Origin of the sequence: Azospirillum griseum, assembly GCF_003966125.1 — a bacterium.
Taxonomy (GTDB): domain Bacteria; phylum Pseudomonadota; class Alphaproteobacteria; order Azospirillales; family Azospirillaceae; genus Azospirillum; species Azospirillum griseum.
In genome coordinates this window covers 77,449-89,882 of sequence record NZ_RXMA01000002.1, presented here as the reverse complement: position 1 = coordinate 89,882, position 12,434 = coordinate 77,449, and the positions used below count along the sequence as shown (strand labels likewise).

Here is a 12,434-nt window from a genome sequence, read left to right as displayed (position 1 = left end):
TGGGCCTTAACGGGTTTCGGGCTGCCGGTCAACCGGCGGGCGGGCGGGACGGGGTGGCAAGACCGGGGTGATCGGCTCGTAATATTCCGGCCCGAACCCGGCGAGCGTCCGGCTTTCGGTGTTGAAGGGCCGCTTCAGCCCACCCCGGAAATGGCGCGTCACCAGTTCCTGCCACAGCGCCACCGGTTCAACTCCCCGTTGGGCGCAGAGGTGGTTGAACCAGCGCCGACCGGCGGCGACGTGGTGGATTTCCTCGTCGTGGATGGTTTGGAGCAGGTCGGCGCTGTCGTCGTCGCCAAAGGCGCGCAGGCGGCGCACCGTGTCGGGGGTGACGTCGAGGCCGCGCGCCTCCAGCACCATCGGGACCACGGCCAGACGGGCGGCGAGGTCGTGGGCGGTTTCCGTCGCCGCCTGCCACAAGCCATCGTGCGCGGGAAGGTCGCCGTAGGAGGCCCCCAGCGCGTTCAACCGCTCCTCCAGCATCTGGAAATGCCGGGCCTCGTCGTCGGCCACCCGCACCCAATCGTCGGTGAAGCCCTTGGGCAGGCCAGCCCCGGCGAAGCGGCTGACCAGATCCCAGGCCAGATCGATGGCGTTGAGTTCGATGTGGGCCAAGGCGTGCAGCAGGGCGACGCGGTTTTGCGCGTTGCCGCCGCGCCCGCGCTTGGGCATGTCGCGCGGCAACAGCAGCTCCGGCCGGTCGGGCCGGGCCGGGCGGTCGGGCGGCATCACCGGCACATCCGGGCTGAGCCGACCTTCGGCCCAGGCGGCGGCGTGGGCGCGGGTCAGCCGCACCTTGTCCATCGGCGCGGCGGTGGTCAGCACCGCGCGCGCCGCGTCACCCAAACACGTCACCATCCCGCCATCACCAGCCATAGGCCACGAAGTGCGGGTTGCGAATGTCGGCCTTGCCATAGACCAGTGGGGAGCCGTCGGGCTGTTCCACTCGGCCGCCGGCCCCGATCAGCACGGCGTGACCGGCGGCGGTGTCCCATTCGCTGGTCGGGCCAAAACGCGGGTAGAGGTCGGCCTTGCCGCTCGCCACCGTGCAGAATTTCAGCGAGCTGCCGCAGGACACCCGCTCCTTGACCGGGTAGGCGGCCAGAAACTCATCGAGCGTCGAACCGTTGCCGTGGGAGCGGCTGGCGACGACGGTCAAGCCATCGGCGGGGCGCGGGCGGACGGCGATGGCATGGTCGTGCCGCCCCTCGGCCCAATGGATCGCCGTGCCCGACCCGGCGGCGGCGTAGAGATCGCCGGTGGCCGGAGCGTAGACGACGCCCAAAACCGGAACGCCCTGGTCGATCAGGGCGATGTTGACGGTGAACTCCCCGTTGCGGGAGATGAACTCCTTGGTCCCGTCGAGCGGATCGACCAGCCAGAACCGCCCACCGGAGATGTCCGGGCGATGACCGGCGGCACTCGCCTCCTCCGACACCACCGGGATCGAGGGGGTCAGATGGTGCAGGGCGGGGAGGATCACCGCCTCCGCCGCGTTGTCGGCCAGCGTCACCGGGCTGCCGTCAGCCTTGGTGGAGACATCCACGCCGCTGTTGTAATAACGCAGGATGACCTGACCCGCTTCGTGGGCGATGGTGCGGACGAACGGCAGCAAGGTCGCCGCAGCGGTGTCGGGCATGATGATGGCTCCTCCAACATGGGGGACTCACCATAGCGCGCGGAACGGGCAAACCGGAAGCAGCAGAACGAAAAAAGGGCGGAGGGAAAGCATGGTGGCGCGGTGGCGACCGATGACGGACACGGATTTGGACGCGGTGATGCGCATCGCCGATGTGGTTCACCCCGATTACCCGGAGGATCGTGCGGTGTTTGCCGAGCGTCTGGCGCTGTTTCCCGACGGCTGCCGCTTGGCCGAGCGGGACGGGGTGGCGGTTGGGTATGGCGTCATGCATCCGGGGCGGTTGGGCGTGCCGCCGACGCTCGACGCGCCGTTGGGGGCGCTGCCGGTGGGGGCGGATTGCCTGTATCTGCACGACATCGCGCTGTTGCCCGCCACGCGTGGCCTGGGGTTGGGGGCCAGCGTTCTGGATTACGCCCACGGTCTGGCGGCGCGTTGCGGCTTTGCAGCGCTGGCGCTGACCTCGACGCCGGGAGCGCGAAGCTATTGGCACCGCACCGGATTCCGGCCCTATGAGGGTGGCGGGGCGGCGTTGGCGGCCAAGCTGGCGAGCTATGGCGTGGGCATGGCCTACATGATCGCTCCGGTGCACCCGGTGCCGGTGGGGGCGTGAGCGGTCAGGTCAGGGCGGGCATGACGGGGTCGTTGCAGACGCTGCGGAAGGCGGGCTTGGCGAACAGGTAGCCCTGCATCAGCTCAACGCCCAGATCGCGCAGCGCCTTGGCTTCGCCCACCGTTTCCACCCCTTCGGCCAGCGGGACGATGCCCAGATCGGTGCAGATCGACAGGATGCCCTTGACGATGCCGCGCCGAACCCGGTCCTGGTCGATGTTGCGGGTCAATTCCATGTCGAGCTTCAGAATGTCGGGCTGGAACTGGGCCAACAGATTGAGGCCGGAATAGCCCGCGCCGAAATCATCGATGGCGGTCATGAAGCCCTGGCGGCGGTATTCCACGAAGATGGCGGTCAGATGCTGCTGGTTCAGCACCCGCTCGCCTTCCGTCACCTCGAAAATGATGCGGTTGGTGGGAAAGCCGGTGCGGGCGGCGGCGGCCAGGGTCGTGCGGATGCAGGCTTCCGGCTTGTAGACCGCGTTGGGCAGGAAGTTGATCGACAACCGGGCGTCCTGAAAGGGCAGGGCGGCGGCCAGTTCGATGGCCTTCACCCGGCAAGCCTGATCGAAGGCGTAGCGGTTGCCGTCGTTGACCTGATCGAGAATCCACCCGGCCCCCTGACCCTCCACCCCGCGCACCAGGGCCTCATGCGCCCAGATCGCGCCGGTCTGGACGTTCACGATGGGTTGGAACGCCATGGTGAAATCCAGGGCGAAACGCTCCGCGCATTGGCCGCCGCAGGGTGTTTTGTCCGTCATGCCGGTCGCTCCTTCTCCCCAAACCATCCGCTGACGCGAACAGCATCGGGAGCATTGCACAGTTTGGGCGCTGCGGCGACGGGTTGCGCCGCCGCACGCGTCGTCACCCTCACGCCGCCGCTTGCGCCTTGGCCGCCTGGATCGCCGACCACACCGCGTGCGGGGTGGCGGGCATGTCGATGTGGGTGATGCCATACTCCGACAAGGCATCAACGAGCGCGTTGATGATGGCGGGCGGCGCGCCGATGGCCCCGGCCTCGCCCGCGCCCTTCATGCCCAGCATGTTGGTGGTGCTGGGCACGCAGTTGAGCTTCACCGAAATCGGCGGCATGTCGGCGGCGCGCGGCAGTTGGTAATCCATCAGCGAGCCGGTCAGCAACTGGCCGCTGTCGGGGTCGAACACCACCCGTTCCTGCAACGCCTGCCCCAGCCCCTGGGCAACGCCGCCGTGGATCTGGCCCATGACGAGCATCGGGTTGATGACCGTGCCAAAATCATCGACGACGCTGTAGCGCAGCACCTCGACCACCCCGGTGTCGGGATCGACCTCCAGTTCGGCGACGTGGCAGCCGTTGGGGAAGGTGCTGGCGGGTGGGGTCCAGCGCGCCATTTCGGAAAAGGCGATCACGGCACCGCCATCACCGACCGCGTTCGTGGTGGCGGCGGCCTTGGCCGCGACCTCCTTCAGCGAGACGCTGCGGTCGGTGCCGACCACGGTGAAGCGGCCCTGGTCGAACTCCACATCGACGGCGGCGGTTTCCAGCAGGTCGGCGGCGATGGGGGTGGCGGCCTTCACCACCTTGGCCGCCCCCTCCGCCAACGCCGATCCGCCGACCGGGACGGAGCGCGACCCGCCGGTGCCCGATCCCCAGGTGACGCGGTCGCTGTCGCCCTGCACGACCTCGACATCCTCCGGGGCGACGCCCAGACGGTCGGCGAGGATCTGCTTGTAGGCGGTTTCGTGGCCCTGGCCGTTGGTTTGGGTCCCGATCAGCAGCACGACCCGCCCGTCGGCGTTGACCTGGACGGTCGCCTGTTCGGGGCCACCGCCGGAGCACGCCTCGATGTAGGTGGACAGGCCCAGGCCGCGCCGCTTGCCGCGCGCCTTCGAGTCGGCCTTGCGCGCGGCCAGCCCGGCGACGTCGGCCAACACCAGACCGTCTTCCAGATTCTGCACGAAATCGCCGGTGTCATAGACCTGCCCCAGGGGGGTGGCGTAGGGCATGGCGCTGCTGGGGATGAAGTTGCGGCGGCGGATTTCGGCGGCCCCCAGCCCGGTGACGCGCCCGGCATGGTCGATCAGCCGTTCCAGCAGATAGGCGGCTTCCGGCCGGCCGGCCCCGCGATAGGCGTCCACCGGCTGGGTGTTGGTGAACACGCCCTTGACCCGGACATAGAGCGCCGGAGTCGTGTAGGAGCCGACCAGCATGGCCGACCCGGCGTCGGTCGGGATGAAAGGGCCGTAGTTGGACAGATAGGCCCCGAGATTGGCCACCGTGTCCACCCGCAGACCGAGGAAACGGCCATCGGCGTCGAGCGCCAAGCGGGCTTGGCTGACATGGTCGCGGCCATGATCGTCGGTGAGGAACGCCTCCGTCCGTTCCGACGTCCATTTCACCGGGCGGTTCAGGCGGCGGGCGGCGAACAGGCAGGCGACGTATTCGGGGTAGTTGAACAGCTTCATGCCGAAACCGCCGCCGACGTCGGTGGTCAGGACGTGGAACTGGCTTTCCGGCAGGTTGAAGATTTTGGCGAACTGCTTGCGCAGGGAATGGACGCCCTGGCTGGTCACGTAAATTTGCAGGCGACCGCTGTCGGCGTCCACCGCCGCCAGACAGGCGCGGCCCTCCATCGGGGTGGCGACGACGCGGTTGTTGACGATCTCCAGATCGACGATGCGGTCGGCCTTGGCGAAGGCGACCTCCACGGCGGCCTCGTCGCCGGTGTCCCAATCAAAGCACAGGTTGTTCGGCGCGGTGTCCCAGACCAGCGGCCGGCCCGGTTCCAGCGCGGCGGTGGTTCCGGTGACGGAGTCGCGCTCGCTGTAATCGACCATCACCCGTTCGGCCCCGTCGCGCGCGGCCTCCGGCGTTTCGGCCACCACCATCGCCACCGGATCGCCGACATGGCGGGCAAAGCCCTTGCACAGCGCCGGGTGCGGCGTGCCGACATAGGGGGAGCCGTCGCGCTGCTTCAGGCCGGACAGGCAGGGCAGCAACCCCAAACCATCGGCGTCGAGATCCGCGACGGTGTAGACGGCCAGCACCCCCGGCACGGCCAGCGCGTCGGCGCTGTCGATGGCACCGATGGCGGCGAACGCGTAGGGCGAACGCACAAAGGCGGCGTGGGTCTGGCCGGGCAGCGACACATCATCGGTGTAGCGGCCGCCCCCGGTGAGAAGGCGCGCGTCTTCGGTGCGCGGAACCGCTTGGCCAATGCCGAACTTCATGGTCGAACTCCCGCTGTCCGCGTTGGTTTGTTGGCAACCCCCGCGAAGATAGAGCGCGATCCGCCAAAGGGAAACCCCGTGGCTGCGAATGGCAGGGCACCGAACTCAGGCTCATGCGAGACGGAATCCGCAGCGAAAAGCCCTCTACCCCCCGGGGAGAGGGTTGGGTGAGGGGGCGAAACGCCCGGCAGGGCGGAGACCGAGTCCTGCACAGCGCACGTGGTGTGCCTTCGGCACCCCCTCATCCTAACCTTCTCCCCAGGGGGGAGAAGGGATGGGCTTCGCTTCCGAAGCGGCATCGGGGGGCAAGTGGAACGTTTGAAACACCGTGAAACGGTTTCAAGCCCCCTGTTCCACGGCGGCCGGCTGTGGGAGGCGGCTGGGAGTGGAACGTTTGAAACACCGTGAAACGGTTTTTGGCGCGCTGTTCACCGATGACCACGCCGCAAGAGCGTGGGCGCGGGGGTTCCGCTTGGGTGGTGGTGGGGACGGATGCTGTGGGGGCGGACCGGTGGGGGAGCATCGGCGACGGGGTTGGGATGGTTGTAGGTATTTTTACCTATAATATACGCAAGGGTCCTGGCAACGCCAGGGTGGGCGAAGAACCAACGCTTGTCGCTGGCGCGGGGGCGGCAAGCTCGCCATAGTGCGGGCATGTGCGGACGAACGATGCTCACCAGCCCGGTCAGTGCCCTGCAACGGATCTTCGGCGTGCCGGAGCGGCCGAACCTGAAACCGCGTTGGAACATTGCGCCAACGCAGGAGATCGCGGTGGTTCGGCGCAATGGGGATGGGCGGCGCGGCAGGGATGGCTGGTCGCTGGCCCTGCCGCGTTGGGGGTTGGTGCCGGGATGGGCGCGGGCGCTGCCGACCGGCGCGCCGCTGGTCAACGCGCGGTCGGAATCCGCCGCCGAGAAGCCCGCCTTCCGTGACGCGTTGCGGGCGCGCCGTTGCCTGATTCCAGTGGACGGCTTTTACGAATGGACCGGCACAGGCGGGCGCAAGCAGGGCCACGTCATCCGCCGCCGCGACCGCGCGCTGTTCGCGCTGGCCGGGCTGTGGGACCGCTGGAACGGACCCGCCGACGGACCGCCGCTCGCCGCCCCGCTGGAGAGCGCTGCCGTGTTGACCACCGCCGCGAACGGCTCCCTGTCGGCGCTGCATCATCGGATGCCGGTGGTGCTTGATCCCGCCGATTGGGCGGCGTGGCTGGATCCCGCCACGCCGATGCCGGACATCGCGGCGCTGATGCGCCCCGCCCCCGACGAGTGGCTGGATCACACCCCGGTCGGGCCGCGCGTGAACGCGGTCGCCAACGACGATCCGTCCTGTCTGGATCCGCCCACTCTGGATCCGTCCACTCTGGATCCGTCGGCGCGCACCGACCTGCGCGCCGACGCGCCCCCGGAACCGCCCCATGCGCAACTCAGCCTGTTCTGAGCGGCCTTACGCTGTGCGGCACCGTTTCGGTGAGACGGTTGGTGCCGCGCTGCTCACCCTTGCCGTGATGATGGGCGGTGCGGGCGATGCCTTGGCGCAGACCGCCGGGAAGGCCGCACCCAACGGCAAAATGCCGGGCATGCCCAATGAATCGATCAAAGGCCGCGCCACAGCGCCCGAAGGCGATCTGTTGGTCATCGACGGCACACCGATCCGCCTGATGGGCATCGACGCCCCCGATCCCGGTCAGAAATGCAAGAACCGCTACGGTCACGAGCTGGATTGCTTCAAGGTCGCCACCGCCGTGCTCGCCAACATGGTGAAGGATGAGGAGGTGAGCTGCACCATCGCCGACAAGGACCGCAACGGCGAAAAGAAGGGCGAATGCCGGGTGCGTGGCGTCGATCTGGGCATGAACATGGTGGCCATGGGCTGGGCCTTTCATTACGCCGGTCTGTCGATGGCCTATCAGCGGGCCGAAACCTACGCGCAAAGCAAGAAAATGGGCCTGTGGGCCGGGCAGGTGGAAAAGCCCTGGCAATGGCGGTCCCGGATGCAGCGCGAGAAGGGGCGTTGAGGGATCGGGACTTGCGTTCCGCCGCCGGTCGTCAGCCGCGTGCGGCGTTGCGGAAGGCGGCGGCCAGCGCCGCCAGCGCGGCGCGCGAGCGGTCGTCGCGCACCCGGCTGTGCAGCAGAACCGGAAGGCGCGGCAGCAGCGGCAGGCGCAGCCGCTCCCCGACCTCCACCGCGCCGAAGGGCAGCATGCGCGGGGCCAGCGCCGACACCCCCATCCCGGCCATCACCGCCGCCGCCACGGCGGTGACGCCACCGCCGACGAAGATCTCGGTCCAGGGGATGCCCGCCGCGTCCAACAAGCGCCCGGCCATCACCCGCACGCCGCAGGGTTCGGCCAGCGTGGCCAGCGGCAGCGGTTCGTCGGGGCGGTGCTGCCAACCCGGACCGGCGAACCAGCCGAACGGCTCGTCCACCAGCAACTCCCCATCGCTGCGCCCGGATTGCAGGCGGACGATCACGCTGTCGAGTTCGCGCCGGTCGTAGCTGTTCAGCAACGGGCCGGAGGAGCCGATGCGGATTTCGATGACCAGTTCGGGATCCTGCGCGTTCATCCGGGCGATCAGAGCGGGCAGTTCCGGCCCGGCCACATGATCGCTGATGCCGATGGTCATCCGCCGCCGGGCGGTGGTGACGGCGCTGATGGCGCGGTCGTGCGCGGCCAGCAGCTCCCGCGCGTGGTCCAGGAACGCCGCCCCGCGCGCCGACAGTTCGACCGAACGCGGTGTGCGTTCGATCAGGCGGCAGCCCAAACGCTCCTCCAACCGCTTCAGCTTCAGGCTGACAGCGGCCTGGGTCGTGCGCGTCGCCTCCGCCGCGCGGGTGAAGCTGCCCAATTCGGCGATGTGGAGAAAGGCGCGCACCGCGTCGAGGTCGAGGGGGCGTTCAGCCATTTCCAACCCTTATCACTGAAATGAACATTCATAGCGTACCAGAATGATTCGCCGCTGCGTAGGGTGGAGCGCGCCGGGCCTCGCGCGTCGATCCAACCCACACCGACAGGACACGCCAATGCCGCTTGTTCACATTTCCATGCGTGCCGGAAAGCCGGACAGCCACCGTCAGGCGATTTGCGACGGGCTGTACCGGGCCATGCACGAGACGTTCAACGTGCCGGAGGACGACCAGTTCATGGCGGTGACGGAGCATGAGGCCGCCAGCTTCCGCTACAGCCCGTCCTATCTGGGGGTGGCGCGCAGCGACGATCTGCTGTTCATCCAGATCACCGCCAACAACACGCGGACGCTGGAGCAGAAAAAGGCGCTGTACCGCCGGATCGTCGAACTGCTGGGTGAGTCCCCGGGCGTGCGGCCGGAGGATGTCTTCATCAATCTGGTCGAGGTCGCCAAGGAAAACTGGTCGCTCGGCAACGGGGTGGCGCAGTACGCGTGAGGACAGGCTGCCCGGACGGCCCCCGCGCAGGCGGTGGGGCCGTCCGGGCGGTGGTGATCAGCGCAGGGCGCGGATGTTGGCGGCGTAATGGTCCGGGCCGCCGGTGAAGGTGGCGGTTCCGGCGACCAGCACGTCGGCCCCGGCGTCGATGGCCAGACGGGCGGTTTCGGCGTTGATGCCGCCATCGACCTCCAAGTCAATCGTCTTGCCCAGCGCGTCGATGCGGGCGCGCAGGTCGCGGATCTTCGGCAACTGGTTCATGATGAAGCTCTGGCCGCCGAAACCGGGGTTGACGGTCATCACCAGCACCAGATCGACGTCGTCCAGCACATGTTGGATCGCGTCCACCGGGGTGGCGGGGTTCAGCGCCACACCGGCCTTTTTGCCCAGCGACTTGATGAGCTGGATGGTGCGGTGCAGGTGGGGACCGGCCTCCGGGTGGACGGTGATGATGTCGGCACCGGCCTTGGCGAACTCCGCGACGAAGGCGTCGATGGGGGAAATCATCAGATGGACGTCAAACAGCTTGGCGCTGTGCGGGCGCAGGGCCTTCACCACGCCGGGGCCGATGGTGATGTTCGGCACGAAATGGCCGTCCATCACATCGATGTGGATGTAATCGGCACCCGCCGCGTCCACGGCGCGCACCTCCTCGCCCAGCCGGGCGAAATCGGCGGAAAGAATGGACGGGGAGATTTTGACGGCGCGCATGACGTGGGTTCCCTGGCAAACGGATGAAACGGGGGCTTGGGCGACGCGAATCGACGGTGCGAAACCGGCGGGGCGAAACGCGCCCTCCCATAGCACGCCCGCCCGCGCGCGGCCATGCCCGCTTCGGCGGAGTGGCGATGCGGCATTTGCGCTTTGACCGTCGCCATCCTGCGCTGTATCTGTTTGGATATAGAGTGACGGAGCGGATGGAGAACGCGATGGCGGTCAAACGGTGGGTGTCGGCGCTGGTGGTCGGGGTTGGCTTGCTGGCCGCCGCCCCGGCGGCGATGGCGCAGGATGTGCTGGTGCTGGCCGCCGCCTCCACCAAGAACGCGGTGGACCTGCTGGCGGCCCAGTTCAAGGCCAAGTCCGGCGTGGGCGTGACCAGTTCCTTTGCCGCGTCCTCGGCGCTGGCCAAGCAGATCGAGAACGGCGCGCCCGCCGATCTCTTCCTCTCCGCCGATCTCGATTGGATGGACTATCTGCACAAACGCAACCTGATCAAAACTGACAGCCGCATCAACCTGTTGGGCAACGCGTTGGTGGTGATCGCGCCCAAGGGATCGACGCTGAAACCGGAGCTGACGCCCGGCGGCAATCTGCCCGCCTTGATCGGCGACGGGCGGCTGGCGACCGGCGACCCCAGCAACGTGCCGGTCGGCAAATACGCGCAAGCCGCGCTGCAATCCCTCGGCCAATGGGCGCAGGTGGAACCGAAGCTGGCCCGCGCCGACAACGTGCGCGCGGCGCTGGCGCTGGTCAGCCGGGGCGAAGCGCCGCTTGGCATCGTCTACAGCACCGACGCGGCGGTGGACCCGGGCGTGACCGTGGTCGGCGTGTTCCCGGCGGATTCGCACCCGGCCATCGTCTATCCCGCCGCGCTGACGGCGACCACGACCAACCCCAACGCCGCCAAGTTCCTGGAATACCTGACGTCCGCCGAAGGGCAGGCGGTGTTCCAGCAATTCGGCTTCGTGCCGATGACCAAGACGCCGTAAGCTGACGGCCATGGACCTGTTGTCTCCGATGGAATGGACCGCCCTGCTGCTCAGCCTGCGGGTTGCCGGCTGGGCGATTGCGTGCAGCCTGCCGTTGGCGGTGCTGACCGCCTGGGCGCTGGGGCGTTATTCCTTTCCGGGAAAGACGCTGGTCGATGGGCTGGTGCATTTGCCGCTGGTCCTGCCGCCGGTGGTGGTCGGCTACATCCTGCTTGTCACCATGGGAACCAAGGGGGTGATCGGCGGCTGGCTGTTCCAGACCTTCGGCATCCGCCTGATCTTCACGGCGGAGGGGGCCTCGCTGGCCGTCGCCGTCACCTCCTTTCCGCTGATGGTGCGGGCGATCCGCCTGTCGGTGGAGGCCATCGACGGCGGGCTGGAGGCGGCGGCGCGCACGCTGGGGGCCGGGCCGGTGGACCGGTTTTTCACCATCCTGCTGCCGCTGATGGCGCCGGGCATCCTGTCCGGGGCCATCGTCGCCTTCGCCGCCGCGATGGGGGAGTTTGGCGCGGTCATCACCTTCGTGTCGAACATTCCCGGCCAGACGCAGACGCTGCCGCTGGCGATCTACGCCGCCACCCAGCAGCCCGACGGCGACGCGGTGGCCGCGCGGCTGGCGGTGATCTCCTTTTCGGTGGCGCTGGTGGCGCTGATGGCCTCGGAAATCGGCGCGCGTCGCCTGCGCCGCCTGATCGGGCAAGGGTAGGGGGGGCGTCATGCCGGAAACCGCGACTCTGGATGTGGCGATCCGCCGCCGCCTGGGCGATTTCACCCTGGATGTGGCGTTCCAGGCGGACGGGCGCGGCGTCACCGCGCTGTTTGGCCGGTCGGGGTCGGGCAAGACCTCCGTCATCAACGCCATCGCCGGGCTGTCGCGGCCGGACGAAGGGCGCGTTCAGGTCGGCGACACCGTCTTTTTTGACAGCGCCCGCCGCATCGATGTGCCGACGGAGCGTCGGCGGGTCGGCTATGTCTTTCAGGATTCCCGCCTGTTTCCCCACATGTCGGTGCGCAGCAATCTGGAATACGGCCTGCGCCGGGTTCCGGCGGCGGATCGGCGGATCGCGCTGGAGCCGGTGGTGGAGCTGTTGGGGCTGGGCGGCCTGCTGGAGCGGCGGCCGCGCGGCCTGTCGGGCGGAGAAACCCAGCGGGTGGCGCTGGGCCGCGCGTTGCTGGCGCAACCGCGCCTGCTGCTGATGGACGAGCCGATGGCCTCGCTCGACGCCGCGCGCAAGGCCGACATCCTGCCCTACATCGAACGGCTGCGCGACGAAATGAACATCCCCATCGTGCTGGTCAGCCACGCGGTGGACGAGGTGGTGCGGCTGGCCACCACCATGGTGCTGATCGCCGAGGGGCGGGTGGTGGCGAGCGGGCCGGTGGGCGCGGTGATGGGGCGGCTCGACCTGTCGGCGCAAAGCGGGATGCAGGACGCGGGCGCGGTGCTGGATTTGACCGTGAGCGAGCATTGCGAATTGGACGGCCTGAGCGTGCTGGCCTTCGATGGCGGGCGGTTGACCGTGCCGCGAGTCGCGCGCCCGGTCGGCGCGGCGGTGCGGTTGCACATCCACGCCCGCGACGTCATCGTCGCTCTGTCGCCGCCGAGTGGGATGAGCGTGCGCAACGCCCTGTCGGGGGTGGTGACGGCGGTGGCCGAGTCGGGACCTTCCTCGGCGGACGTGCAGATCGCCGTCGGCGGCTCCGTCCTGATCGCCCGCATCACCCGAGCGGCGGTGCGCGAGCTGGATTTGAGGCCGGGCCGCCCGGTGACGGCGCTGGTCAAGGGCGTGGCCTTCGAGTCCGCCGACGCGGCGGCGGCGGGACGCTCGCGGGTGGTGGATGTCTAGAAACCGATGGGT

Annotated in this window: 13 protein-coding genes; 7 read left to right on the top strand and 6 right to left on the bottom strand. The window is 68.6% G+C overall.

All coding sequences use genetic code 11. The annotated features are described in order from the left end of the window. Positions 1–6: 6 nt before the first annotated feature. Both EJ903_RS03020 and cysQ read right to left on the bottom strand, forming a co-directional pair. Positions 7–858, bottom strand: a complete 852-nt coding sequence (locus tag EJ903_RS03020; protein ID WP_126612002.1) for a ferritin-like domain-containing protein — start codon at positions 856–858, stop codon at positions 7–9. Positions 859–865: 7 nt separating this feature from the next. After that, on the bottom strand, positions 866–1,639 hold the full coding sequence (cysQ, locus tag EJ903_RS03015; RefSeq protein ID WP_126612001.1) for a 3'(2'),5'-bisphosphate nucleotidase CysQ: 774 nt from the start codon (positions 1,637–1,639) through the stop codon (positions 866–868). Positions 1,640–1,751: 112 nt separating this feature from the next. On the opposite strand from cysQ, the gene EJ903_RS03010 reads away from it, so the two are divergent. After that, entirely contained in the window at positions 1,752–2,252 is a 501-nt protein-coding gene (locus EJ903_RS03010; protein WP_246015138.1) for a GNAT family N-acetyltransferase, read from the top strand. 4 nt (positions 2,253–2,256) lie between these two features. Here EJ903_RS03010 and EJ903_RS03005 read toward each other — a convergent pair whose 3' ends face one another. Both EJ903_RS03005 and EJ903_RS03000 read right to left on the bottom strand, forming a co-directional pair. After that, positions 2,257–3,012: an EAL domain-containing protein gene (locus EJ903_RS03005; protein ID WP_126611997.1), complete on the bottom strand. Its 756-nt coding sequence runs from the start codon at positions 3,010–3,012 to the stop codon at positions 2,257–2,259. A 109-nt stretch (positions 3,013–3,121) separates the two neighbouring features. Further along, on the bottom strand, positions 3,122–5,461 hold the full coding sequence (locus tag EJ903_RS03000) for a xanthine dehydrogenase family protein molybdopterin-binding subunit (protein WP_126611995.1): 2,340 nt from the start codon (positions 5,459–5,461) through the stop codon (positions 3,122–3,124). 654 nt (positions 5,462–6,115) lie between these two features. Between EJ903_RS03000 and EJ903_RS02995 the strand changes: the two genes are divergently transcribed. Next, positions 6,116–6,901: an SOS response-associated peptidase gene (locus EJ903_RS02995; RefSeq protein WP_126611993.1), complete on the top strand. Its 786-nt coding sequence runs from the start codon at positions 6,116–6,118 to the stop codon at positions 6,899–6,901. Further along, entirely contained in the window at positions 6,879–7,478 is a 600-nt protein-coding gene (locus EJ903_RS02990) for a thermonuclease family protein (protein ID WP_246015134.1), read from the top strand. The genes EJ903_RS02995 and EJ903_RS02990 overlap by 23 nt, the downstream gene beginning before the upstream one ends. A gap of 31 nt (positions 7,479–7,509) precedes the next feature. On the opposite strand, the gene EJ903_RS02985 is transcribed toward EJ903_RS02990, so the two are convergent. Beyond that, positions 7,510–8,367: a LysR family transcriptional regulator gene (locus EJ903_RS02985; RefSeq protein ID WP_126611991.1), complete on the bottom strand. Its 858-nt coding sequence runs from the start codon at positions 8,365–8,367 to the stop codon at positions 7,510–7,512. Positions 8,368–8,485: 118 nt separating this feature from the next. On the opposite strand from EJ903_RS02985, the gene EJ903_RS02980 reads away from it, so the two are divergent. Further along, on the top strand, positions 8,486–8,866 hold the full coding sequence (locus tag EJ903_RS02980; protein ID WP_126611989.1) for a tautomerase family protein: 381 nt from the start codon (positions 8,486–8,488) through the stop codon (positions 8,864–8,866). Between the two features lie 57 nt (positions 8,867–8,923). On the opposite strand, the gene rpe is transcribed toward EJ903_RS02980, so the two are convergent. Continuing rightward, positions 8,924–9,577: a ribulose-phosphate 3-epimerase gene (rpe, locus tag EJ903_RS02975; protein ID WP_126611987.1), complete on the bottom strand. Its 654-nt coding sequence runs from the start codon at positions 9,575–9,577 to the stop codon at positions 8,924–8,926. 218 nt (positions 9,578–9,795) lie between these two features. Here rpe and modA point away from each other — a divergent pair, with 218 nt between their 5' ends. Genes modA through modC form a run of 3 tightly spaced genes read left to right on the top strand, consistent with a single transcriptional unit; the run spans position 9,796 to position 12,422 of the window. Beyond that, entirely contained in the window at positions 9,796–10,575 is a 780-nt protein-coding gene (modA, locus tag EJ903_RS02970) for a molybdate ABC transporter substrate-binding protein (protein WP_210211366.1), read from the top strand. Between the two features lie 10 nt (positions 10,576–10,585). Next, entirely contained in the window at positions 10,586–11,281 is a 696-nt protein-coding gene (gene modB, locus EJ903_RS02965) for a molybdate ABC transporter permease subunit (RefSeq protein ID WP_174237237.1), read from the top strand. A 10-nt stretch (positions 11,282–11,291) separates the two neighbouring features. Continuing rightward, the gene (modC, locus tag EJ903_RS02960; protein WP_126611985.1) at positions 11,292–12,422 is read left to right on the top strand and encodes a molybdenum ABC transporter ATP-binding protein; all 1,131 of its coding nucleotides are present in this window, start codon (positions 11,292–11,294) and stop codon (positions 12,420–12,422) included. Positions 12,423–12,434 lie beyond the last annotated feature (12 nt).